At 76.8% G+C, this 26,267-nt stretch carries 7 protein-coding genes; all 7 read left to right on the plus strand.

The features are described 5' to 3' along the window. Positions 1–551: 551 nt before the first annotated feature. The 7 genes from ACFVVX_RS10770 to ACFVVX_RS10800 are packed head-to-tail and all read left to right on the plus strand — an operon-like array spanning position 552 to position 26,215. Positions 552–2,486 carry a hypothetical protein gene (locus ACFVVX_RS10770; RefSeq protein ID WP_387943733.1) on the plus strand — a complete coding sequence of 645 codons (1,935 nt, stop codon included), beginning with the start codon at positions 552–554 and terminating at the stop codon, positions 2,484–2,486. Next, entirely contained in the window at positions 2,483–3,214 is a 732-nt protein-coding gene (locus ACFVVX_RS10775) for a thioesterase II family protein (RefSeq protein WP_387943735.1), read from the plus strand. Before ACFVVX_RS10770 ends, ACFVVX_RS10775 begins: the two co-directional genes overlap by 4 nt. Further along, positions 3,211–12,366 (plus strand): amino acid adenylation domain-containing protein, encoded by a 9,156-nt coding sequence (locus ACFVVX_RS10780; RefSeq protein ID WP_387943737.1) that lies wholly within the window; start codon positions 3,211–3,213, stop codon positions 12,364–12,366. The genes ACFVVX_RS10775 and ACFVVX_RS10780 overlap by 4 nt, the downstream gene beginning before the upstream one ends. Next, on the plus strand, positions 12,359–23,596 hold the full coding sequence (locus tag ACFVVX_RS10785; protein WP_387943739.1) for an amino acid adenylation domain-containing protein: 11,238 nt from the start codon (positions 12,359–12,361) through the stop codon (positions 23,594–23,596). The genes ACFVVX_RS10780 and ACFVVX_RS10785 overlap by 8 nt, the downstream gene beginning before the upstream one ends. Continuing rightward, positions 23,593–24,636, plus strand: a complete 1,044-nt coding sequence (locus ACFVVX_RS10790) for a DUF2817 domain-containing protein (RefSeq protein ID WP_387943741.1) — start codon at positions 23,593–23,595, stop codon at positions 24,634–24,636. Before ACFVVX_RS10785 ends, ACFVVX_RS10790 begins: the two co-directional genes overlap by 4 nt. Continuing rightward, on the plus strand, positions 24,636–25,430 hold the full coding sequence (locus tag ACFVVX_RS10795) for a CmcI family methyltransferase (RefSeq protein WP_387943743.1): 795 nt from the start codon (positions 24,636–24,638) through the stop codon (positions 25,428–25,430). The genes ACFVVX_RS10790 and ACFVVX_RS10795 overlap by 1 nt, the downstream gene beginning before the upstream one ends. Beyond that, on the plus strand, positions 25,427–26,215 hold the full coding sequence (locus tag ACFVVX_RS10800; RefSeq protein ID WP_387943745.1) for a JmjC domain-containing protein: 789 nt from the start codon (positions 25,427–25,429) through the stop codon (positions 26,213–26,215). Before ACFVVX_RS10795 ends, ACFVVX_RS10800 begins: the two co-directional genes overlap by 4 nt. Positions 26,216–26,267: the final 52 nt, after the last annotated feature.

Raw genomic sequence — 26,267 nt, forward strand, 5'->3', positions numbered from 1 at the left:
TCGCGACCCGGACCCGGCGCCGGCCGCTCGGTGAGGCGCCCCCGGCCGGCGCCCGGGCCCTCCTCGGCCGGCCCGGAACCGGACGCGCCGGAACGGATGCGCCGGAACCGGAAGCGCCCGGCACCCGGCGCGCCCGGCACCGCTGCTCGGGGACTCGGACTCTCCAAGCCACCCCTTCCCGACAGATGCGGGGGCATCCTGTCGCCGACGTTCTCGGCCCGCCGCCGGCCCGGACGGCCACGGCGGCGCTGTCGCAACACGTTCCCACCCGTGCGGCCGGCGGATTCCCCGCCGGGTCGGAACGTGTTCTCGTGTGATTCCGCCGCGGATTCGACGCAGTTCCACCGCACTTCCACCGCAGGTCCGCAGCAGGTCCGCAGTAAGTCCGCCGATGTCGAATTCGCCGTTCCCGCGTGCCCGACTCCGAATTTCGGTGCGCGGGAATTCGGCTGCGCATTCCGGCGCCGCATCCCAGGAACAGAGCAGAACGGTGCGAAGCGCGCCGTGCACGGACAGCAGCGAGTCTTGTCGATGAGAGGCGAGTGTCCGAAGTGGCTCGACAGAACACGGTTCAAGGCACGGTTCAGGACGCGGTACGCAGCACCCTTCAAGGCAGCCTTCAAGGCACCCTTCAGGGCGCCGCCCAGGGCGCGACGCTGGTGCTCGGCGGGTTGGGCGCGGACTCCCACTCGGTGGGCCTCTTCGTGCTCCGGAACGCACTGGAGGCGGCCGGCTTCCGGGTGGTCGGCCTCGGTATACAGAACGACTTCGCCCGCTTCGCCGCGATGGCGGACAGCTGCGACGCGGTGCTGATCTCCAACATGGACGGGCACGCCGAGTACTACCTGCGCGAGGTCGAGGCCCTGCCGGGAGGGTGTCTCTGGTACCTGGGCGGGCTCCCGGCGGTCGCCGGGCGGACACCGGAGCTCCTCGCCCGCGGGTTCACGCGGGTGTACGGCGGCTTCGTCGACACCGACGAGGTGGTCGCCGCACTGGCCGAGGACCTCGCCGGCCGCGCCCGATGTACCGTGCGCCCGCCGGTCCTCCCGGTCCCCCCGCCCCGGTCGGGGCGCGGTGCGGATCCGGATCCGGCGGGCCGGGCGGAGGTCCTCGCCCAGTGGCCGACGGGCGCCGGTGCCCGCGACATCGAGGCCAACGCCGAGGTGCTCGCGGCGCGGCCCTCGCTCGCCCTGCTGCAGGGCGGCGGCGCCCGGACCCTGCTGCACCCGCGGTCGGGGGTGCGCGCCAGCGGCGACCAGCAGCAGCTCTTCGCGGACCTGCACGCGGCGGGCGCGCAGGTGCTGTCCTTCCAGGTCGACTCGCTGACCCGGGACGGGCGGTACGCCGAGGTGGCGCAGGTCGCCCGGGACGGCGGCGCGCTCAACGGGTTCCCGGTCGTCAACCACGGGGTGGACACGCTGCGCAGGATCAGCGCGGCCTGCCCGGTGCCGTTGCAGACCCGCCACAGCGCGCGCGATCCGCGGCTGCTGGCGGAGGTCAGCTACGCGGGCGGCGTGACGGCCTTCGAGGGCGGTCCGATCTGCTACAACATCCCGTACTACGCGGAGTTGCCGCTCGCGGTGTCGCTGGCGCGCTGGCGCTACGTGGACGAGCTCACCGCCCGGTACGCGGAGCTCGGGGTGGTGCTCGACCGGGAGTTCTTCGGCACCCTGACCGCGACCCTGATCCCCCCGGCGCTCGCGATCTGCACCAACATCCTGGAGGGGCTGCTCGCGGTCGGGGCCGGGGTGCGCTCGGTGTCGCTGGCCTACGCGGAGCAGGGCAGCCGGGCCCAGGACGTGGCGGCCGTCGAGGTGATGGGACGGCTCGGGCGGGAGTACCTGGGACGCGGCGGCCGGGTACGGGTCGCCACCGTCTTCCACCAGTTCATGGGGGCCTTCCCGGCCGACCGGGACGCGGCCGAGCTGCTGATCCGGGAGTCGGCCCGGACGGCGGCGCTCGCGCGGGCGGACCGGGTGGTGGTGAAGACGCCCGCCGAGGCGCTGCGGATCCCGGACGTCCGCGACAACGCGCGCGGACTGGCCCTGGCGGCCGCCGGGTTGGAGCTGGCCGCCGCCGACCCGGGCGCCGTCGACGGGATGGAGGCGCACCGGATCGAGCGGACCGTGCGGCACCTGCTGGAGGCGGTGCTCGCGCTGCGACCGGGGGACGTCGGGGGCTGCGTCGAGGAGGCCTTCGCCACCGGGGTGCTGGACGTGCCGTTCTCGCCGAGCAGGTTCAACGCGGGCCGGCTGCTGACCGGCCGGGACACGAACGGCGCCGTCCGGGTCATCGACCCCGGCGGGGTGCCGCTGCCGCAGGACGTCCTGGACTTCGAGACCGAGCGGATGCGCGAGCGGCTGGCGATCGCCCGGGTGCCGCGCGCCGAGGCCTGGCGGCTGGTCGCCCGGGACGTGCTGGAGGCGAGCCACCCGCGGGCGGGCTGGCCGCTGGACGGACGGCGGACGATCCGAGCGGCCGGATGAACCCGGACTTCTGGCTGCCCGCCGCGCCCCGGCCCGGGGCGTCCCGGCGGCTGGTGATCCTCCCGCACGCGGGCAGCGGCACGGCCGCGTGGTTCCGCTGGGCCGCCGGCCTGCCCGCCGACGTGGAGGTGCGGGTGGCCAGGCTGCCGGGGCGGGAGAACCGGCTGGCCGAGCCCGCGCCGGCCTCCGCGGCCGAGGCGGTCGACGCCCTGGCCCGGGCCCTGCGGTCGCTGCCCGGGATGCCGCTGGTGGTGCTGGGGCACAGCCTGGGGGCCGCGCTGGCGCACGGGCTGTGCGCCGCGGTGCCCGGCGCCGCGCGGGCGCTCGTCCTCTCGGGGGAGACGGCGCCCGGCACCCCGCGCGGCCACGACGAGCTGCTGGGGCTGGGGGACCGGGAGCTGGCCCGGACCGCCGACCGGCTCTGGGGCGGCGTCCCGCCGGAGATCCTGGACCACCCGGACGCGCTCGCGCTCTTCCTGCCCGCGCTGCGCGGGGACCTCGCCCTGGCGGCGAGCGTGCGGGCGCCGACCGGTCCGCCGCTGGACATCCCGTTCGACGTGTTCGTGGGAGCGGACGACCCGCTCGACGAGGACGGCTGGCGCGGCTGGGCCGCCCACACCCGCGGTGCCACCACCTTCCACCGCCATCCGGGCGGGCACATGGCCGTCCTCGACGTGCCGGCCGTCGCCGACCGGATCACCCGCACCTGTCTTGGGAGACTCTCGTGACGTTCCTCCACCGGGCTGTCGCCCTGGCCGAGCAGGAACCGGACGCGCCTGCGGCCACCTTCCTGTCGCCGGACGCCGGACCGCTCACCCTGACCCGCCGTCAACTGATCGACCGGGCCGGCAGTGTGGCGCGGCAGGTCCGCGGCCGCACGGCGCCCGGCGACCGGGTCCTGCTCGCGCTGCCGACCGGCCCGGAGCTGGTCGCGGCGCTGGTCGGCGTGCTGCTGGCCGGCCGGGTCGCGGTACCCGCCCCCGCCGACCCCGGTGCCCGGACCAGGGACCGGCTGCGCGGCATCGTCGCGGACGCCGGGTGCGCGCTGGTCCTCACCCGGCTCGACGTCGCGGACGCGGTGGTGCCCGACCTGGCGGGCGAGCCCGACCTCCGGGTGGAGCCCGCCGACCTCGCGGTGCTGCAGTACACCTCGGGGTCGACCTCCGCCCCCAAGGGCGTCCGGGTGAGCACGGCGAACCTGGAGGCGAACCTCGTCGCGATCGAGCGGGCCTTCGACCAGCGGCACACCGACGTGGTCGCGGGCTGGCTGCCGCTCTTCCACGACATGGGCCTGGTGGGCACGCTGCTGCACCCGCTCCGGATGGGCCTGCACACCGTCCTGATGGCCCCCGAGCACTTCGTGCGCCGGCCCGAGAGCTGGCTGCGGGCCGTCTCCGACTTCGGCGTCACGACCAGTGGCGGGCCGGACTTCGGGTACGCGTGGAGCGCCGACCGGGTGGATCCGGCGCGGTTGGCGGGCGTCGACCTGAGCCGCTGGCGGGTGGCCTTCACCGGGTCCGAGCCGGTCTCGCCCCGCACGCTGGAGCGGTTCGCGGCGGCGTTCGCCGGCAACGGCTTCCGGGCCGAGGCGCTGACGCCCTGCTACGGCCTCGCCGAGTCGACGCTCCTGGTCTCCTCCCACCCGGTCGGACAGGCCCCCCGGACCGGCGGGTCCGGGGTGAGCTGCGGACGACCGCTGGAGGAGGTCGTGATCGTCGACGCCGACGGCGCGCCGGTCGACGGGGTCGGGGAGATCTGGGTGCGCGGCCCCAGCGTGGCCGGTGGCTACCACGGCCGGCCCGGCGACCGGTCGTTCGACGTGCGCACGGCCGACGGGCGCGGCGGCTGGCTGCGCACCGGCGACCTGGGCGAGCTGCGGGACGGCGAACTGTACGTCCGCGGCCGGTCCAAGGACGTGGTGATCCTGCGCGGGGAGAACCACCACGCGGCCGACCTGGAGGAGATCGCCGGTACCGCGGACGAGGTCCTGGCCGCCTGTGCCTTCGCCGCGCCGGGCGGCGACGGCCGGGAGCGGATGGTGGTCGCGGTGGAGGTGCGACGCGGCGCTCAGGAGGCCGTCGAGCTGGTCCGCCGGGCCTTCCGCGACCGGCTCGCGCTCGAACCCGACGAGGTGCTGGTGGTCCGCGGCCGGTCGCTGCCCCGGACCACCAGCGGCAAGCTCCAGCGGTCCGCCTGCCGGGACGCCTGGGCGGCGGGCGGGCTGCCGGTCCGGCACCGGTGGACGGCGGCCGGGGTCGCACCGGGCGCGGCCGCGAGCGGCACGGGCACCGACGGTCCGGGCACCGACGGTCCGGGCACCGACGGCGCGGCCGCGAGCGGTGCGGGCACCGACGGCGCCGGCCTCGACGGTCCGGTCGAGGAGGCCCTGGCGGTGCTGTGGCGTGACCTGCTGGGGGCCGAGGTCCGCTCCGCCCACGAGAGCTTCTTCGCCGCCGGCGGGGCCAGCGTCCTGGCCGTGGAGCTGTCGGTGCGCGTGGCCGACCGCTTCGGCGTCCGGATCACGCCGGCCGAACTGCTCGCGGCCGGCTCCTTACGCGCCCAGGCCGCACTGATCGGGACGGCCCCCCGGGGCGTCGCCGCCGCAGCCGAGCCGGACAGCGCGCCGCTCTCGCTCCAGCAGGAGGGCCTCTGGCTGCTCTCCCGGCTGTCCCCGGACGCGCAGCCCGCGGTCCGGGTCACCGTGGGCGTGCCGGCCGGCGCGGACGTCGACCTGGCCCTGTCCGAGCTGGTGCGCCGCCACCCGGGGCTCGCGACGGCGGGCCCCGACGGGCACGGCCGCCAGCACCGGACGGAGTGGAGCGCCCCGGCGGGACGGCCCGACCCGGACGCCGGGCACCCGTTCACGGCGGAACTGCGCGGCGACCGGCTGGAGCTGGCCTGGGACCACCGGGCGATCGACGGCTGGTCGATCCGGGTGCTCCTGGAGGAGCTGGACGCCCTGCTGGCCGGCCGCCCGCTGCCGCCGGCCCCGCCGTCGGCCCTCGCCTGGGCGCAGGCCCAGCGCGAGGCGCTGGCCGCCGGTGACGACGCCGCCGACCTGGACTTCTGGCGCGACCGGCTCTCCGACGGCCGCACCACCCTGCCCTGGGCCGAACCCGGTGGTGCCGAACCGGGCGGTGCCGAACCGGGCGGTGCCGAGGCCGGGCTGACCACCCGCCGCCTCCACCGTGCCGAGGCCCTCGGCCGGCTGGCGCGCGAGCTCGACACCACGCCCGCCGTGCTGGTGCTGGCCGCGGTCGCGGTCGTGCTCGGCCGGCTGAGCGGGCGGCCGGAGGTCGCCGTCGGCATCCCCTTCGCCAACCGCACCCCGCCCTGGACGCGTACCGTCGGCTGCCTGGTCTCCGTGCAGCGCGCGGTGGCGCACCTGCCCGACGGCGTCACGGGCACCGAACTGGTACGGCAGCTGACCGCGGAGCTCCAGGACCTGCGCGGCCACTCGTCCGTCCCGCTGGAGGCCCTCCCGGGCCGGCTCGGCCTGCCGGGGGACCGGGCCCGGGTCGACGTGGTCTTCGACCACCTGCACGTGCCCGAGCGGGTCGGCGCCCTCACCGTGCACGGCACCTCGCTGGAGAGCTGCCCGCCGCAGGCCAAGGCCCCGCTCACGATCACCGCCGTGGAGGACGGCGGCCTGCGGCTGCACCTGCTGCGACAGCGCTCCTACCTGGGCGACGAGGCCGCCGAGGAACTGGCCGACCAGGTGCAGCTCGCCCTGGACGCCCTGCTCGCCGCGGCGGACACCCCGTGCCTGGGCTGGTCCCTGCGCACCGCCCGGGCCGAGCGGGAACTCCCGCTGGTGACAGCGCCGTCGGCGCGGCCCGACGTCCCCTCGGTACCCGCGTCGGTGATGGCCATCGACCCCGCCCGGACCGCGCTGCGCCGCGGCGCGAGGACCTGGACGTACGGCGAGCTGCAGACCCGGGCCCTGGCGGCGGCGGGGACGCTCCAGGAGGCGGGCCTGCGCCCCGGGGACGTGGTCGGCGTGCTCGGCAGCGCCGACTTCGACACCGTCGCCGCCGCGCTGGGCACCATGCTCGCCGGCGGGGCCGTACTGCACCTGGACCGGCGGATCCCGGCCGGACGGCTGGCCACCATGGTCCGGGAGGCCGGAGCCGCCCTGGTGCTCCGCGCCCAGGGCCGGGACGTCCGGGACGCCGAGCTCGGGCGGGTGCTGGAGCCCGGCACCCGGCCCGGCCGGGCCGTGGCGGTCGACCCCGGCGCGCCCGCGTACGTCGTCTTCAGCACCGGGACGACGAGCGCGCCCAAGGCGATCGTCGGGACCGACCGCGGCCTCGGCCACTTCCTGGAGTGGCAGCGGCGGGAGTTCGCCGTCGACGGCGAGGACCGCTTCGTCCTGCTCACCAACCTGGCCTTCGACATGGCGCTGCGCGACCTCTGGCTGCCGCTCGGCACCGGCGGTGTCCTCAACCTGCTGGAGGACCCGGAGCGGGTGGGCGGCGACCACGTGGTGCCGCTCCTCGCCGCCCGCGGAGTGACCCGGCTGCACCTGTTGCCGACGCTGGCCCGGTCCTGGCTGGCGACCGCGGAGCCCACGCCGCTGCCCGCCCTGCGCAGCGTCTTCCTGGCCGGCGAGCCGCTGAGCGGCGCGCTGGTGGAACGCTTCCGGCGGCACTTCCCCGGCGACTACGAGGTGCTGAACTTCTACGGCCCCTCCGAGACCACCCAGACCAAGGTGTTCCACCGGGTGCCCGAGCAGCCGCCGCCGGGCGTGCAGCCGATCGGCCGACCGCTGCCGCAGACCGCGGTCACGCTGGTCAACCGGGCCGGCGCCGCGTGCGGCCTGGGCGAGTCCGGGGAGATCGTGCTCAGGACGCCCTTCGCGACCAGGGGGTACGCCAACGCGCCGCAGGCCCAGGCGGAGCGGTTCGTCCCGGACCCGTTCGGCAGCGGGGAGTCCGTCTACCGCACAGGCGACCTGGGCCGGGCCCGGCTCGACGGGACGCTGGAGATCCTCGGGCGCGGCGACCGCCAGGTGAAGGTCCACGGCGTGGCCGTCGACCCGGAGGAGGTCGCGGACCTCCTCGCCGGCCTGTCCGGGGTCCGGCAGGCCGCGGTCCGGGCCGAGCCCGCGGAGGACGGGGACCACCGCCTGGTCGCCTGGTTCGCCGCCGACCGCGGCTGGGACGCCCTGCGGGCGGAACTGGCCGACCGGCTGCCCCGGGCCCTCGTCCCCGAGCGCGCCCTGGCCTGCGAGCGGCTGCCCGTCCACCCGAACGGCAAGGTCGACCTGCGCTCCCTGCCCAGCCCCGGCCCGGCGGCGCCGACCGCGGCCGAACCGCCCGCCGACGCGCTGGAGGCCGCCGTGCTCACGGTCTGGCGGGCCGCCCTCGGCGAGCCGGAACTCGACGTGCACGCCGACTTCTTCGTCCACGGCGGGCACTCGCTCAAGGCCCTCGAACTGGTGGCCGCGCTCGCCCGCGAGCTCGGCCGCGACGTCCCCCTGGCCGACGTCCTGGCCGCCCGGACCCCGCGCGAGCTGGCCCGGCGGCTGCCCTCGGCCTCGGGCCCGGCCGGGGCAGGCCTGCCCGAGCTGGTCCGGGCGCCGGACCAGGCCCACGAGCCGTTCCCGATGACCAGGGTCCAGGAGGCGTACTGGGTCGGGCGCCGGGACTTCCTGGAGCTCGGCGGCGCGGCCGCCCAGACCTACCGCGAGCTGCGCTGCCCCGCCGGCCTCGACCTGGACCGGCTGGAGCGGGCCTTCCGGCGACTGGTGGAGCGGCACCCCTCGCTGCGCACCGTCGCCACCGAGGACGGGCGGCAGTACGTGCTGCCGCGGACGCCGCCGTTCCGGATCCCGGTCCAGGACCTGCGCCCGCAGGCCGACCCCGAGCCCGCCCTGCGGCGGTGGCGCGAGGAGCTGGGCCACCGGGTGCGGCCGCTGGAGAGCTGGCCGCTGATCGAGGTCCGGGCCAGTCTGCTCCCGGACGAGGTCCGGCTCCACGTCGGGATCGACGCCTGGGTGTGCGACGCCTGGTCGCGGGTGATCCTGGTGGACGAGCTCAGGGAGCTCTACGAGCGGCCGGACGCGGAACTGGCGGACCTCGGCCTCACCTTCCGGGACTACGTGCTCAGCGCGGACGCCGTCGTCAAGGACGCCGACCTGGAGTGGTGGCGGGGAGAACTGGAGAGCCTGCCGGAGGCTCCCCGGCTGCCGCTGGCGCAGCGCACCGGCTCGCGGTTCGTCCGCCGCCAGGGCCGACTGGACGACGCGGCCTGGTCCGCGTTCCAGCGGCGGGCCGGCGACAGCGGGGTCACCCCGTCGGCCGCGCTGCTGGCCGCCTTCGGCTGGGTGCTCGCGCGCTGGGGGGCCCAGGACCGGCTGGCGCTGAACGTCACCGTGTTCCGCCGGCTGCCGGTGCACCCCGACGTGAACCGCATCCTCGGCGACTTCACCTCCGTGCTGCCGCACGCCATGGCCTGCCGGTGGGACGACTTCCAGGGCCACGCCCGCGACGTCCAGGCCCGGCTCTGGCAGGAGCTGGCCCACGGCTCGGTCTCCGGCGTGGACCTGGCCCGCGAGTCGGCCCGCCGCTCCGGGCGGCTCGACGCGACGGGCCTGCCCGTGGTGTTCACCAGCGCCCTGACCGCGCCCGGCTTCGGGCGGGCGTTCGACTGGGCGTGGCTCGGCGAGCTGGTCGACGGCATCTCCCAGACGCCGCAGGTGTGGCTGGACCTCCAGGTGTACGAGCACCGCGGCGAACTGCACTTCAACTGGGACGCGGTGGAGGAGATGTTCCGGCCGGAGGTGCTGGACGGCATGGTCGGGGCGTGGACCGCCCTGCTGGCCGAACTGGCCGGCGGATCCTGGCGGACGCCCGCCCCCGAACTGCTGCCCGGGGACCAGCTCGCGCTGATCGACGAGGCGAACGCGACCGACGGGCCGGTGCTCGCGCAGACCCTGGCCGACGGGGTGCTGGCCACGCTCGCCCGGACACCGGACGCCCTCGCGGTGATCGACACCGACCGGTCCCTGACCTTCGCCCAGCTGGTCGAGGAGGCCGAGCGGGTCGCCGCCGCGGTGCTCGCCCGGAGGGTGCCGGCCGGCGGCCGGGTGGCCGTCCTGCTGCCGCACGGCCGCCGCCAGGCCATCGCCGCCCTGGGCATCGTGCTCGCCGGGGCGGCCTACATCCCGGTCGACACCGCGCAGCCCGCCGAACGCGTCGAGCGGATCCTCCAGGACGCGCTGCCCGACTGCGTGCTGGACCTCGACGGCTCCCGCCCCGGCGCGATCGCCTTCGAGACCCTGCCCGCGGGCCGCGCCCGCCGGCTGCCGGAGCCGGCCGACGTCGCCTACCTGATCTACACCTCCGGCACCACCGGCCGGCCCAAGGGCGTCGTCATCCGCCACGAGGCGGCGGTGAACACGCTCGCCGACATCGCGGCCCGGATGGACCTGTCCGGCCGGGACCGGGTGCTGGCGGTCTCCCCGTTCGCCTTCGACCTGTCGGTGTGGGACCTCTTCGGCAGCTGGCGGACCGGCGCGGCCGTCGTCTACCCGGGCGACCGCGCGGATCCGCGCGACTGGGCCGCGACGGCGCACACCCACCGGGTGCGGCTGTGGAACTCGGTGCCCTCGATCCTGGGCATGCTGGTCGACGCCCGGGAGGCCGACCCGGACCTCCCGCTCCCCGCGCTGCGCACCGTCATGCTCTCCGGCGACTGGATACCGCTCCAGCTCCCGGAACGGCTGCGCGCGATCGCGCCCGAGGCCCGGCAGTGGTCGCTCGGCGGAGCCACCGAGGCGTCGATCTGGTCGATCGCCCACCGGATCGAGAAGGTCGACCCCGCCTGGTCGAGCATCCCCTACGGCCGGCCGCTGACCAACCAGACCTTCGAGGTGCTCGACGAACACCTCCGACCGTGCCCCGTCCACGTCACCGGCGCGCTCTTCATCGGCGGCCGCGGCCTCGCCGACGGGTACTGGCGGGACGAGGCCCGCACGGCCGAGCGGTTCCCCGTCCGCGACGGGGAGCGCCTCTACCGCACCGGCGACCTCGGGCGCCGGCTGCCCGACGGCTCCATCGAGATCCTCGGCCGGGACGACTCCCAGGTGAAGATCCGCGGCTACCGGGTCGAGCTGGGGGAGATCGAGCACGCGTTGGAGCAACTGCCCGGCGTGGAACGGGCGGTGGTCCTCGCCGTCGGCGACCCGCAGCGGGACCTCCGACTGGTGGGCTTCGTCCTGGCCCCCGGCGGCACGACCGAGGAGGAGCTGCACCGGGGCCTGTCCGACCGGCTGCCGCCGTACATGGTGCCCTACGCCTGGCGGCTGCTGGACGCGCTCCCGCTCTCCGCGAACGGCAAGGTCGACCGGGCCGCGCTGCTGCTGCGGGCACCGGGGGAGCCGGCGGTGCGCGCCGCGCTCCCCGGCGACTCCGCCGCGCTCCCCACCGACTCCGCCGTGCTCGCCGACTCCGAGGTCCTCGCCGCGGCCTGGACCGAACTGCTGGGCGCCCCGCCGACCGGATCGGAGGACAACTTCTTCATGGCCGGGGGCGACTCGGTGACCTGGCTGCGCCTGTGCGCGCAGGTCTCCCGGGCCGGCTGGCGGCTGCCGGTCGCGGCGATCGCCCGGGACGCCACCTTCGGCGGCATCAGCGCCGAACTCGCCCCCGCCGAGCCGCAACAGCCGCTGCCCGAGGGGCCCACGCCACCCGGACCGATGCGGACCTGGCTGACGGCCAGGGGCCTGCCCGGGCACTTCAACCAGGCGATCGTCCTGCGACTGCTCCGGCCGCTCGACGCCGCGGCGCTGGACCGGGCGCTGGCCGCGGTGGTGGCGGCGCACCCGGTGCTCACCGCCACCCTCGGCGGGGAGACCGGCGGCGGCCACCTGGTCGAGCAGGGCGGGAGCGTCGCGGACGCCTGCCGGGGGTTCCCGCCGGACGGGCCGCTGCTGCGCGCCACGCTGCTCCCCGGACGCCTCGTCCTCTGCGCCCACCACTGGATCGTCGACGCGCAGTCCTGGCGGGTCCTGGTCGCCGACCTCGAACAGGCCCTGGACGCGCTGGAGGCGGGCGGCCGGCCGGAGCTGCCGCCGGAGGCCGCCGGGTACGCCGCCTGGTGCCACGCGGTGGCCGCCCTACCGGCTCCCGCCCTGCCCGTCGCGTCGCCGGTGCCTGTGCCGGTGCCTCTGCCGGTGCCTGCGGCCGGTACCGAGGGCGAGTCCCTGGTCACCACCAGGGCCTTCCCGGGGGCCGGCGAGGAGGAGACGGCGGCGGCCCTGCGCACCCTGCGCTGCACCCGGGAGGAGCTGCTGCTCGCCGCCGCGGCCTGGGCCGACGGCACCTCCACCGGGCACTGGGAGGTGGAACTGGAGCGCCACGGCCGGAGTCTGCGGGGCGTCGACCTCAACCGCACCGTCGGCTGGCTCACCACCCTGGTGCCGCTGGCCCTGCGGCCGGGCACCCCGGCCGAGGTCCTCGTCCAGGTCAAGGGGCTGCTCCGGGCGATGCCCGAGGGCGGGCTCGCACTGGGCGCCGCGCACGCCGCCTCCGGCCGCTCCACCGCCCTCGCCGTCAACCCGCTCGGCCGCCTGGACGACGAGGCCTCCGAACGCTTCGAACTGGTCCGGGAGGCCGGGCTCCCCCTGCGGTCGGCGGACCTCCCCCGGCCCAACGAACGGCGCAGCACGCTCTTCCACCGCGGCGGGGTGCTGCACGTGGAACTCAACCACCGCGGCGACGGCGAGGCCTGGCTGGCCGCACTGGACGACGCACTGACGCAGCTGCTGGCCACCACCGGCCCGGCCGCCGCCGGTACCCACGACTTCCCCGACAGCGGGCTCGACGATCAGGAACTACGGCGGCTTCTGGCCGGCCTGGAGAAGGCAGATGACTAGCATTCAGGACATTCACGCGCTCGCCCCGCTGCAGCAGGCCATGCTGGTGCGCGCGGTACTGGAGCCGGGCTCCGGGGCGTACGTCGAACAGCTGCGGATCGAGCTGGGGGCGGCCCCCGACCCGGACGCGCTCCGGCAGGCCTGGGCCGGACTGGCCCGGCGCCACCCGGTGCTGCGCAGCTCGTTCCACCACGCCGGCCTCTCCGAGCCGCAGCAGGTCGTGCACGCCGAGGCGGCGCTGCCGTGGCGGGTCGAGGACCGGCGCGACGGTGGGGGCGATCTCGACACGCTCGCCGCCGATCTGGACGCGCTCGCCGCCGCCGAACGCGAGCGCGGCTTCGACCTCACCCGTCCGCCGCTGTTCCGCCTGGTCCTGGTGCTGCTGCCGGACTCCGCCGTCCTGGTGTGGACCTTCCACCACCTGCTGCTGGACGGGTGGAGCCTGGGCCGGATCCTGACCGAGATCGACCAGGGGTACCGGGCGGTGCTCGACGGGCGGGCCGATCCCGCCGCGCCGGCCGTGCCGTTCTCGCACTTCGTCCGCTGGCTGCGGGCCGCCGACCCCGGACCCGCCCGCGCGCACTGGCGCACCCGGCTCGACGGCGCGGCCACCGCCCCGGTCGGCGGTGAGCGCGGGGGCGGCGGCGGAGAGCGCCGGATCCTGCTGGGCGCCGAGGAGTCCGGGCGGGTCCGGGAGCTGTGCCGCCCCCGCGGCGTCACCCTGGGCACGCTGGCGGCGGCCGCCTGGGCGGCCTGTCTGGCGGAGCCTGCGGGCCTCCAGGACGTCACCTTCACCTCCCTGGTGTCGGGCCGTCCCGCCGACCTGGCCGGCGCCGACCGGATCGTGGGCATGCTCGTCAACACCGTCCCGTGCCGGGCGCGCTTCGCCGCGGGCGAGACGGTCCACGCCTTCCTCACCCGGCTCCAGGGCGAGCTGGCCCTCGACCGGCGGCACGGCTGGCTGGCGCTCGACGAGGTCGCGCGCTCCACCGGGCTCGGGCCGGTCGAGTCGGTGCTGGTGGTCGAGAACTACCCGCTCGACCGCGCGGTGATCGAGGACTCCCCGCTCGCCGTCCGCGCCGTCACCGTCCACGAGCGGGCGGACGTCCCGCTGGTGGTGGCCGTGGTGCCCGGCGAGCGGATCGAACTCCGGCTGGCCGCGCCGCCCGGAGGCCTCACCGACGAGGTGCTCGACGCCCTGGGCGAGCGGCTGGCGGCCTGGCTGGTCGACCTCGCCGAGGGCATGGACCGGGAGCCGGCCGAACTGCTCGGCCGCCGCGAGCGGCTGACCCAGCAGCGGCTGCGCGAACGCGTGCGCACCGCGCCACCGGAGGCCGACAGCCTGACCGCGGCGATCCTGGCCGCCGGACCGGCCGTGGACGACGGCGAGGAGAGCTGGAGCGCCGAGCGGGTCCTGGCGGCCGCGCGGGAGTTCGCCCGCGCGGTCGCGGCCGGCGGGCCCAGGCCCGTCGCGCTGGTCGGCGACACCGACCCGCAGACGGTGGCCAGGATCCTCGGCTGCGTGCTGGCCGGCCGGGCCTACGTGCCGCTGGAAGGCACGGACCCGCGCCGACAGGAGCGGCTGGCCCACGCCGGCGCCAGGATCGTCGAGCCGCCGCCCGCGGACGGCCCGTCGGACCCGTCGGACCCGTCGGACCTGTCGGGCTTTGTGCCGCCGGCGCCCGACGCCACGGCCTACCTGCTGCACACCTCCGGATCGACGGGCCGCCCCAAGGCCGTCGTGCAGACCCAGGCCGGGGTGTACGCCCACGCCCGGCGGTACGCCGCCGCCATCGGACTGCGGCCGGGCGACCGGCTCTGCATGACCTCGTCGTTCGCCTACGACGCCGCCGCGATGGACATCTTCGCCGCGGCGACCGTCGGCGCGACGCTGCTCCTCGGCTCGCCCAAGCGGCACACCCTGCGGGACCTGCGGGAGCGGATCCTGCCCCGCGCCACCGTCCTGCACACCACACCGAGCCTGTTCCGGCTGCTGGCCGAGGAGCGCCTGCCCGCCGGGATCAGGCTGGTGGTGCTGGGCGGCGAGGGCGTCCTGCCGTCCGACCTCGACCTCTTCGACGCCGCGGCCCCGGCCGGCTGCGTGCTGGTGAACGGCTACGGGCCGAGCGAGAGCAGCACCGGGCTGCAGTGGTTCGCCGACCGCGGCACCCGCGCGGCCCCGGTGCCGGCCGGCCTGCCGGTGGCCGGGACCGACGCCTGGATCGTCGACGCCGAGGGGCGGCGCGACGACGCGCCCTGGGCCCGGGGCGAGATCGTCCTGGCGAGCGACGCCGTCGCGCGCGGCTACCTCGGCGAGGACGGCGATGGTGGCGACGGCGACGCGTTCCGCGAGACGGCGGCCGGCCGCAGCTACGCCACCGGCGACCTCGGCCGCCGGCGCCCGTCCGGCTGCATCGAGGTACTGGGCCGCCGGGACGACCAGGTGCAGATCGGTGCCGTGCGGGTGGAACCGGGCGAGGTGCGCGCCGTGCTGGCCGCGCTGCCCGGGGTGGCGGCGGCCGAGGTGCTCCCGGTCGGCGACGGGCCCGAGGTGCGGCTGCACGCCTGGGCGGTGCCCGGGACGCTCGACCCGGCCGCGCTGCTGCGCGGGCTGGCGGCCCGGCTGCCCGCCGGGTTCGTCCCGCGCCGGGTCGACTGCCTGGACCGGCTGCCGCTGCTGGCGAACGGCAAGGTCGACCGTGCCGCCCTGCGGTCCGGCCCGACCGGCGGCACGCCGGAGCCCGCACCGGAGCCCGCACCGGAGCAGGTACCGGAGCAGGTACTCGCGAAGGTGTCGGAGCCGGTACCGGAGCCGGTACTGGCCACGGTGCTGGCCGTCTTCGCGGAGGTGGTCGGCGCCCCGGTGGACCCCGACCGGGCCCTGTTCGAACTCGGCGCCCACTCCCTCGACGCGCTGCGGATCGCGGGCCGGCTGGAGGCCCGACTGTCCCGCCGGGTCCCGCTCCAGCTGCTCTTCGAGCACCCCGCCGCCCGCGCCCTCGCCGCCGCGCTGGCGGCGGCCCCCGGTACGGAGGCCGCCGCCGCCGTCCCGCGCGCCCGGCGGGACTGGCGCGCGGACGGCGCCCCGGTGGTGACCCGCCGGTGGCCCGGCCTCAGCCTGTTCTTCTTCGCCGGCCGGGCCGAGGACCCGGCCGCCGCCTACCGCCTGATGCTGGACGCGTCGGTCCGCGCGGACGAGCTCGGCCTGGAGGCGGTCTGGACCCCGGAACGGCACTTCGACGAGTTCGGCGGCGTCTACCCGAACCCGTCCGTGCTCGCGGCCTACCTGGCCGCCCGCACCCGCCGGATCAGGCTGCGGGCCGGCAGCGTGGTGCTGCCGCTGCACGACCCCGTCCGGGTCGCCGAGGAGTGGGCGGTGGTGGACCAGCTCTCGGGCGGGCGGGTGGACCTGGCCATCGCCTCCGGCTGGCACCAGCGGGACTTCGTGCTGGCACCGGACGCCTACCACGACCGCAGGGAGCGGCTGACCGAGCGGATCGACCTGCTGGGCCGGCTCTGGGCCGGCGAGCCGGTGGAGCTCCCCGGCCCGGACGGCGAGAGTCTCACCGTCCGGACCTGGCCGCGTCCGGTCCAGGGCCGGGTCCCGCTCTGGCTCACCGCGCAGTCCGCGGAGACCTTCGAACTCGCGGGCGCCTCCGGGCACCACGTCCTGACCAACCTCAACTACAAGTCCCTGGACGAACTCGCCGAGCGGGCGGCGCGCTACCGCCGGGCCGGCGGCCGCGACGGCCGGGTCACGGTCATGACCCACACCCTGGTCGGCACCTCCGACCAGGAGGCGCGCGAGTGCGCGACCGAGGCCTACGCGGCCTACGTGCGCCGGAACCTGCTGCTGCAACAGGCCCACGCCCGCGGCGAGGACCGCGACCTGCGGCCCGCGGAGGCCGACGTCACGGCGCTGGCCCGGCGCTCCGCCGAGCGCATGGTCCGGTCCGGCGGGCTGGTCGGCGACCTCGACCGGTGCCGCGAGCGGCTGGCCGAGCTGGCCGCGGCCGGCGCCGACGAGGTCGCCTGCCTGATCGACTTCGGGGTACCGCGGGCGCAGGTGCTGGAGGGCGTCGAACTCCTGGGCGAGCTGGTCGAGGCGCCGGTGCGGAGTGCGGGACCGCGCTCCACCGAACTGCCGGCCGCCCCGCTCCAGGCGCAGCTGTGGGTGCTCGACCAGCTCTCCGACACGCCGGGGACCTGGATGATCCCCACGCTGGTCCGGCTGGAGGGCGGACTCGACCCGGCCGAGCTGCGGGGGCGGCTGCGCCAGGTGGTCGCCCGGCACGAGGCCCTGCGCACCTCGCTGCAGGAGCGGCGCGGCCGGGTGGTGCAGGTGGTGGAGCAGGGCGCCACCGTCGACCTGGAGGTACGGCCGGTCGCCGACGAGGCCGAGGCGCTGCGGCAGGCCCGGCGGATCCTGGACGAGGGCGTGGACCTCACCAAGGCCCCGCTGGTGCGGGCGGTGCTCTTCCGGGTGAGCGGCGAGCACCACGTCCTGCTGCTCGCCTGCCACCACGCCGTCGCCGACGGCAGCTCCACCGTGGTGCTGGCCGGCGAGCTGCTGAACGGCGTGTCCGGCCCGGCCCCGCTGCAGGCCGGCGACTGGGCGGCCTGGCAGGCCGCACGCGAGGAGCGGGGCGAGCTGGAGCACCAGGAGCAGTGGTGGGCCGCCGCGCTGCGGGACCTGCCGCCCCGCCCGCGCCTGGGCGGCGGCACCCCGGACGGTCGGCGCGCCGTCCACCCGGTGCCGTTCGGGGACGCGGACGGCGCCGCGCTGCGGGCCCTGTGCCGCGGCTCCGGCTCGACCGCGTTCGAGGTGGTGCTGACGGCTTTCGCGCAGGCGCTCGGCGCGGTGTCCGGGCAGGACGACCTGCTGATCGGCCTGCACCACGCCAACCGCGACCGGCCCGAACTCGAAGGCGTCGTCGGCCCGTTGGTGAACCTGTTGCCGTTCCGCGCCCGGCTGGGCGTGGGCGGCGGGCTGAGCGGCGTCCGCCGACAGGTCCGGGAGGCGCTGACGCACCACGCGGTGCCGTACGCCCGGCTGGCGGCCCGGCACGGGGGAGCGCGGCACACCGGCGCCGACCCGCTGCTGGACGCGGCGCTGCTGCACCAGAACCTGCCCGGGGTGAGCTCCGGCGGCCCGGTGCGGTGGACCAGGATCGAGCTGCCGGGCGGGCGGGCGCGCTTCCCGGTCACGCTGGTGGCGACCGAGCACGCGGACGGGCTCTCGCTCCAGCTGGAGGTGGACGCCGGACTGATCCGCGAGGCCGAGGCCGAGCGGCTGGTCCACAGCCTGCGGACCGCCCTGGACGCCCTGCTGGCCGGGCCGCAGGAGGCGCCGCCGGCCCGGATCGACGCCCGCCCGGCGCGGTACTCGGCCGGCCCGCACCTGCTGGCCGCGTTCGTCGAGCACACCGCCGCGGCGCCGGACGCGGTGGCCGTCACCGGACCGGACGGCAGCCTCACCCGGGCCGAACTGCTGGACGCGGCACGGAGGCTGGCCGGTGCGATCCGCTCCCGGGTACCGGCCGGCACCCGGGTGGGCGTCCAGGTGCGCCCGGGCGCGGACATGCTGGTCGCCGTCTACGGGATCCTCTGGGCGGACTGCACCGCCGTCCCGCTCGACCCGCGGACGCCCGAGGCCCGGCGCCGGCTGGAGCTCCGGCTGGCCGAGGTGGAGCTCGTGGTGGCCGACACGGAGGTGGAGGTGCCGCGGCTGGCACCCGCCCAGAGCGGCCCGCCCCGCACCGAGCCGCCGTCCGGCCGGCACCTCGCCTACGTGATCTTCACCTCCGGGTCGACCGGGGTGCCGAAGCCGGTCGCCGTCGGCCACGACAGCGTCCGGGCCCTCATCGGCTGGGCCCGCACGGCCTTCTCCGAGGCGGAGCTCGGCGGCGCCCTGCTGACCGCGCCCATCCGCTTCGACATGTCGGTGTTCGGCCTCTACGTGCCGCTGGCCGGCCCGGGCTCGGTGGTGGTGGTCGACGACCTGACCGCCCTGCTGGACGGCCCGCCGCCGGCGCCGGTGAGCCTCGTCTACACCGTGCCCTCCGCCCTGCGGGCCCTGCTGGGCGCCGGCCCGCTCCCCGCCACCGTCCGCACCGTCAACCTCGGCGGGGAGGCGCTCGCGCCCGACCTGCTGGCCGACCTCCTCGGCACGGTCGACCGGGTGTGCAACCTCTACGGCCCGACCGAGAGCACCTCCAACGCCTTCTTCGAGGAGTACACCGGACCGGCCGAACCCACCATCGGCCGCCCGATCACCGGGACCGGCGCCTGGATCCGCGACCCCGTGACGGGCGACTGCGCCGCGGTCGGCGAGCCGGGCGAGCTCGTGCTGACCGGCGCCGGACTTGCCGCCGGCTACCTCGGCGACCCGGACCACCCGTCCTTCACCGCCGACGGCTACCGCACCGGCGACCTCGCCCGGCTGCTCCCGGACGGCCGGACCGTCTACCTCGGCCGCTCCGACGACCAGGTCAAGGTCCGCGGCCACCGGGTGCGGCTCGGCGAGATCGAGACGGCGCTCCACGCACTGGACGGCGTGCGCGCGGCCGCCTGCCGACACGACGACGGCACCCTGGAGGCCTGGATCGTCCCCGACGCCGGCTGCGCCCAGGCCGCCCAGGCGGACCAGGCGCGGGCCCGGGCCTGGTCCGCCGAGCTGGCGGAGGCCCTCCCGGCCCACCTGCTGCCCTCGCGCTGGATCCTCCTGCCCGAGCTGCCGCTGACCCGGCACGGAAAGCTCGACCGCGCCGCCCTCGCCGACGTCCCGTGGGCGCCGCTGCCCGCCGGCGCGTTCACCGGCCCGGCCCAACTCCGGCTCGCGGCGGTCTGGGAGGAGGTGCTGGGCACCCCGGTGCCCGACGCCGACGCCGACTTCTTCACCCTGGGCGGCCACTCGCTGCTGGCCATCGCGCTCTGCCGCCGGATCGAGGACGAACTGGGCGTCCGGGTGCCGCTGCGCACCCTCTTCGACCACCCCACCGTGGCCTCCCTGGCGGCGGCGCTGCGGGGCGCGGAACCCGCCCCGGCCACCGCCGCGGTGCTCGTGGCCGACCCGGCGGCCGCCGCCGAGCCGTTCCCGCTCACCGAACTCCAGCAGGCCTACTGGGTCGGCGGACGGGACGACCTGGAGCTCGGCAGCGTCGGCACCCAGGGCTACGTGGAGATCGACACCGGGATCCCGGCCGAGCGGGTGGCGGCCGCGATCCGCGCCCTGGTGGACCGCCACGCCATGCTGCGCGCGGTGTTCGAACCGGACGGAACCCAGCGGGTGATCACCGACCCCGGCGAGTTCCCGATCCTCGTGGAGGACCTCGGCGACGCCCCCGAGGCCGAACTGCTGGCCCGCCGCGGGGCCCGCTCGCACCACCGGCAGGACTCGGCCGACTGGCCGCTGGTACGGGTGTGGATGTCCCGGCTGCGCGAGCGCACCCGGATCCACCTCAGCGTGCCGGCCCTCGTCGCCGACGCGCACAGCGTCTACCTCCTCGCCCGCGAGCTGACCGACCTCCTGGAGGACCGGCCGCTGCCCCCGCCCGGCCCGAGCTACCGCGACCTGGCCGTGGCCCTGGCGGCCGAGGACCGGACCGCCGACGACGCCGCGTTCGCCGCGCTGGCGCCGACGTTCCCCGCCGGCCCGCTGCTGCCCCTGGCGGTCGACCAGGCCGGGCTCGACACCGTCCGGTTCGACCGCCGGGAACTGCGGCTGGACGCCGACACCTGGCGCGCCGTGCGGGAGGCCGGCGCGGCCCACGGCCTCACCCCGGCCGGCACCCTGCTCGCCGTCTACGCCTGGATCCTCGGTGCCTGGGCGGAGGACCCGGACTTCGCGATCAGCGTGACCTTCTTCGACCGGCCGCCGCTCCACCCCGAAGTGGACCGCGTGGTGGGTGACTTCACCAGCGCCCGGCTGGTGCGGGCGGCCCCGGCGGACGACCTGGGGGCGTTCGCGGCCGGCGTGCAGCGTCGGCTCTGGGAGGCGCTCGACGGACGGGCCCGCGACGCCGTCCGCTGCGTGCGCGCGCTGCGGCGGCTCGGCCGGCCGCACACCTTCCCCGTCGTCTTCACCAGCACGCTCGGCCTCGACGTCCCGGCCCGCGGCAGCCTCGGCGACGTGGTGTACGCGCTCACCCAGACCTCGCAGGTCTGGCTGGACCACAAGGTGCGGGAGGACGCCGGCGAACTGGTCAGCACCTGGGACTTCGTGGACGGCCTGTTCCGGCCCGGCGTCATCGAGGCGATGATGGAGGCCTTCGAGGCGACCCTGCGCACCCTGCCGAAGGACGGCTGGCAGGCCGTCTCCCCGGGGGTCCCCGCCGGGCAGGCGCTGGTGCGGCCCGCGGCCCGGGACACCCGCTGGGAGCGTACCGGCCCGGCGCTGCTCCACCACAGCCTGCTCGGGTCCGCGGACTCGGACGCCCCGGCCCTGGTGGCCCCGGACGGCGAGGTGCTGACGCGCCGTCAGCTCGCCTCGGCCGCCTCGGCGGTGGCCGAACGCCTGGTCGCCGCCGGCCTGCGGGTCGGCGGGACCGTCGCGGTCGGGTCGCGCCACGGCTGGCGCCAGGCCGCGGCCGCGCTGGGCGTGCTCGCCGCGGGCGGCGCGTTCGTCCCGGTGGACCCGGCCTGGCCGCAGCGCCGGATCGACGCGGTCCTGCGCAGCGCCGGCGCCGAACTGGCCGTCGCACCGGGCGACTGGGGCGCGGGGCTGCGCGAGGTCGCCCTGGACGACGGCGACCGGTGGGCGCCCGCCCGCCTGCCGGACGTCCCGGTGGGCCCGCAGGACCTCGCGTACGTCCTCTTCACCTCCGGATCCACCGGGGAGCCCAAGGGCGTCGAGATCACGCACGCCGGGGCGACGAACACCATCGCGGACCTCTGCGACCGCTTCGGGCTGGACGGGGACCGCGTCCTGGGCGTCTCCGGGCTCCACTTCGACCTGTCGGTGTTCGACCTCTTCGGCAGCTGGCTCACCGGTGGCGCCGTGGTCCACCCGGACTCCACCCGCGACCCGGCCGACTGGGCGGAGCGGATCACCGCCGAGCGGATCACGGTGTGGAACAGCGTCCCCGCCCTCGCGGAGATGCTGGTCGGCCACCTGGAGACGACCGGCACCCGCCTGCCCGGGCTGCGTCTGGTGCTGCTCTCCGGCGACTGGATCCCGGTCACCCTGGCGGACCGGCTGCGCGCGGTGGCCCCCGGCTGCCGGGTGGTGAGCCTGGGCGGCGCCACCGAGGCGTCGATCTGGTCCATCGCCCACGAGATCGGGGAGCCCGATCCGGCCTGGGCCAGCGTCCCGTACGGCCGCCCGCTGCGGAACCAGGGCGTGCACGTCCTCGACGGCCGGCGCCACGAGCGCCCGGACTGGGTCACCGGCGAGATCCACCTCTCCGGGCTCGGCGTCGCCCTCGGCTACCGGGGCGACGAGGAGCGCACCCGCGCCGCCTTCTGGCGCCACCCCGGAACCGGCGAGCGGTACTACGCCACCGGGGACCTCGGCCGCTACCGCCCCGACGGCACGATCGAGTTCCTGGGCCGGCGCGACAGCCAGGTCAAGGTGCGCGGCCACCGGGTGGAGCTCGGCGAGATCGAGGCCGTCCTGCTGGAGCACCCGCAGGTGCGCCAGGCCGCGGTGACCGCCCCGCAGGGCCGGTCGGGACACCGGCAGCTGGTCGCCCACGTGGTGACGACGCTGGACCGGACCGAGCTGCGGGCCCACCTGGCCGCGTCGCTGCCGGACGCCCACGTCCCGCGGACGCTGCGGCTGATCGACGCGCTTCCGCTCACCGCCAACGGGAAGGTGGACCGGTCGGCGCTCGACCACGGGCCGGAGCCCGAACCGGTGACGAGCACCCCGGTCGGGGACGCGGTGCTCGGCCTGTTCCACACCGTGCTGGAGCGGGACGGGATCGGCCCGGACGGCGACTTCTTCGCCCTCGGCGGCGACAGTGTCCTCGCCATCCGGCTGCTCGGCCGGGTCGAGCGGGAGCTCGGCCGGCGGGTGCCGATCCGCCGGTTCTTCGCGGACCCGACCCCCCGGGGCCTCTCCGCGCTCCTGCGGCCCGAAGGCGCCGATGCCGCCGAAGCCGCCGAAGCCGCCGGACCCGAAGGCCCCGCAGCCCCGGCCGGACCCGCCGAGTCCGCCGCGCGGACCGTGCCGCTGACCGACCGGCTCCGCGCCGACGCGGTGTGGCGGGGCACGGTCGCCGCGCCCTCGCCCGGCCCGGTGCTGCTGACCGGCGCGACGGGCCTGCTCGGAACGGCACTGCTGGCCGAACTCCTGCACCGCGGGCACGAGGTGCACTGCCTCCTGCGGGGCGACGCCGAGTCCCGACTGGCCGCCCTGCTGCGCGCGGAGGGCCTGGAGGAGCACGCGGACCGGGTCCGCGCCCGGCCCGGCGGACTGGACTCGCTCGACCGTGACGCAGGGGAGCACCTGGGCGCGGTGGTGCACGCGGCGGCCGACGTCTCGTTCGTGAAGGACTACGCCGCGCTCGCGCCGGTGAACGTCGAGGGCACCCGCCGGGTGCTCGACCTGTGCGCCCGGGGGGCCGAACTCCACTACGTGTCCAGCCTGTCGGTCTTCAGCGAGCACGGCCGGGCCTGGCTGCCGGAGGGGGCGCCCCCGCCGGCGGACCCGCCGGGCCGCTCCGGCTACGCCCGGAGCAAGTGGGTCGGGGAGCACCTGGTCAGGTCGTTCGCGGCCGCCGGCGGCCGGGCCCACGTCCACCGGGTCGCCCTGGTGCCCGACGGCCGCCCGGGGGCCGACGACTACTTCGGGGCCCTGGTGCGGGGCTGCCGGTCGGTCGGGGCCTACCCCGAGTCGGAGGATCTCGTGGTGCCGGTGATCCGGCGCCGGGTGGCGGCCGCGGCGATCGCCGCGACCCTGGGAACGCCCCCGCGCACCTGGCACCTCCAGGAGGCCGCGCCGACCCTCGCCGAGCTGGCGGCCGCGGCGGGGGCGGAGCCGGGGACGCTGACCGCGGCCGCCCCCGAACAGTGGCTGCGGCGCGTCGAGTCGGCCGTCGCCGACCGGCCCGGGCACCCACTGGCGCCCTACCTGGAACACCTGCGCGGCTCGCTGGGAGCCGGAGCGCTCGGCCCGCTCGGTCCGCGCGGCGCCCGGCTCGACAGCACCGAGAGCTGGCGCCGCCTGGCCGAACTCAACGTCCGGCCCGACCGTGACCTCCACACACTGCTTCAGGAGATCGTATGACCTGGCTGTACGACTGGCCGTCGGCCGGCGGGGCGTTCCGCGCGCTCGCGGGACGCCACGGCGAACTGCACCGGATCCCGCACGGCGGGCTCGGACCGGACGGCGAGGAGCTCACAGTCGACGTCGCCCTGATCGGCCCCGCCGACGCCCGGCGCTGCGTCGTCGTCTCCTCCGGCCTGCACGGCGTCGAGGGGGTCGCCGGCTCCGCGATCCAGCGGGCCTGGCTGGAGGCCTACCGCGGCGGCGACACCCGGCTGGTGATGGTGCACCTGCTCAACCCGTTCGGCTTCGCCTGGCAGCGCCGGGTGGAGGAGGACAACATCGACCTGAACCGGAACTTCCTGCTGGCCGGGGAGCAGTACCGGGGCGCGCCGCCGGGATGGGACCGGGTCGGCGGCTGGCTGGCCCCCGAACGGCCGGCCAGCCGGGTGGACCCGCTGCTGCCCAAGGCGCTGCTGGCCCTGGCCCGGATGGGCCGCCGGCCGCTGCTGCAGGCCGTCGGCGGCGGGCAGTACGAGAGCGAACGCGGCCTGTTCTACGGCGGGTCCGGCCCGTCCTCGCTCCAGCCGCTGCTCCGCGAGGCGCTCCCGGTGTGGACCGGGGGCGCCGCCGAGGTGCTCCACCTGGACATCCACACCGGCCTGGGCCGCAGCGGGGAGCTGCAACTGCTGCTGCCGCGCCTGCGGGGCACCCCGGAGGCGGACGAACTGGTCGCCAGGTTCGGCCCGGACGCCCGGCCGGCGCTGGAGACGGTCCGGCACTACCGGGTGCAGGGCGGGCTGGGCCCGTGGTGCGAGGCCCTGCTGCCGGACGTCCGGTACACCCTGTGCGCGGCGGAGTTCGGGTCGGTGTCCTCGACCGCCGTGCTGTCCGCGCTGCACCAGGAGAACCGCGCCTGGTTCTGGGGCGGGCGCGACGACCCGCCGTCCGGGTGGGCGCGGACCCGTCTCTCGCACGCCTTCGCACCCCCCTCGCAGACCTGGCGCCGGCGGGTGCTGGAGCGCGGGGTCCACCTCATCGACCAGGCCATGGAGGGCTGATGACGATCGACCGCCTGATCCGGCAGACGCACGCCCGGGTCGCGGAGACCCAGCAGGGTGTCCCGACCTACTACGACCGGAGGGTGATCCGGCAGGAGGAGGAGCACGACCCGGCGTGGCGGGCGCGGTTGGAGCACCACCTCGCGGACCGGGGGGAGGGGCGGTTCGTCTCCTGGCCGGTCCGGGCCGGCGTCCGGCGGGAGGGGCTCGACCCGTACCGCCGCAGCGAACTCCCGGACGAGACCCTGATCATGAGCCAGGGGACGGCGCAGCCGATGCGCTGGCGCGGCGGCCACCTGTTCAAGAGCGTCTACGACTTCGCGCTCACCACCATGCTGCTGGAGGAGCTCCGGCCGGCCGGCATCCTGGAGATCGGCTCGGGCACCGGGACGAGCGCGCTCTGGCTGGCCGACCTCGCCGCGTCGATCGGCTTCCCGTGCCGGATCGTCTCGCTCGACCTCCAGCCGGTCGAGGTCTCGCACCCGTCCGTGGAGTTCGTGGTGGGGGACGCCCGCAGGATCGGCGAGGTGCTGTCCTCGGACGTGCTGGCGGACGGGCCGCGGCTGGTGTTCGAGGACGCCCACGTCGGGGTGGCGGAGGTCCTCGACTACGTCCACCCGAGGCTGCGGGAGGGCGACTACCTCGTGGTCGAGGACAGCGTGGGCAAGACGGAGCAGCTGGCCGCCTTCGACGCGGCGCACCCGGGGGAGTACGCCGTGGACACCGGCTACACCGACTTCTTCGGTCGCAACACGACCAGTTGTGTCGACTCGATCCTGCGGAGGATGGCGTGACCTCACTGCTCGGGGTGTTCCCGGACGGCCTGCCGATCGGCGGCGCGGAGCCGGTCCGGGCCGCCGTGCCCGGCCTCGCCGCACTGCTGACCTGGGGCGACCTGGAGCGGATCCTGGTGACCTCGTGCTTCGAGGGGGCGGGGAGCGAGGCCATCCGCGAGGCGCTGGGCCTGCCCGGAGCGGGCCTCAGCCGGGTCTGCGTGCTGACGAACGGCGAGTCGATCTGGCGCGCGCCGCGTGCGACGGCGCCGGCCGACCTCGGCCCGCGGCTGCCGGGGGCGACGCTGCGGGTCGAGGCCCTCGAAGAGGTCCACCCGCCGCTGGCCGCCCTCGCGGCCGAGCTGTCGAGCGTCGGCGGGGCCGTCTACATCAACGCCTACGCGGCCTGGAGCGACAACAAGGGCCTGGCGCTCCACTACGACTACACCGACAACCTGGTGCTGCAGCTCGAAGGGCGCAAGCACTGGCGGATCTACCGGCCGACCCGCCCTGCGGTGCGGGGGCCGGAGTCGTCGGCCTACAAGGAGGGCCTCCAGGCGGCCGCGCGCGGCGAGGGCTCGGGCGATCACGAGGGGCTGCGCGAGGTGCGGGCCGGGCTGTTCTGGGAGGGCGACCTGACGGCGGGCGACGTGCTGTACGTCCCGCCGGGCTGGTTCCACGAGGTGGTTCCGGTGGGGGAGCCGACCCTGCACCTCGCCTGCGCCTACGCGGCTCCCGGGACGGCCTTCCGGGAGCCCGGGGCGATCCGGCTGCCGGACGGGCTCCGGCCCGGGCCGGCTCGGTAGGCCTGTGTCGGCCCGGTAGGCCTGTGTCGGCCCGGTAGGCCTGTGCCGGTCC

Source organism: Kitasatospora sp. NPDC058170 (genome assembly GCF_042883905.1).
GTDB lineage: Bacteria > Actinomycetota > Actinomycetes > Streptomycetales > Streptomycetaceae > Kitasatospora.

Coding starts and splice junctions, on each gene's coding strand:
- ACFVVX_RS10775 (WP_387943735.1), top strand. CDS start 2,483: ATGAACCCGGACTTCTGGCTGCCCGCCGCGCCCCGGCCCGGGGCGTCC.
- ACFVVX_RS10785 (WP_387943739.1), top strand. CDS start 12,359: ATGACTAGCATTCAGGACATTCACGCGCTCGCCCCGCTGCAGCAGGCC.
- ACFVVX_RS10790 (WP_387943741.1), top strand. CDS start 23,593: ATGACCTGGCTGTACGACTGGCCGTCGGCCGGCGGGGCGTTCCGCGCG.
- ACFVVX_RS10795 (WP_387943743.1), top strand. CDS start 24,636: ATGACGATCGACCGCCTGATCCGGCAGACGCACGCCCGGGTCGCGGAG.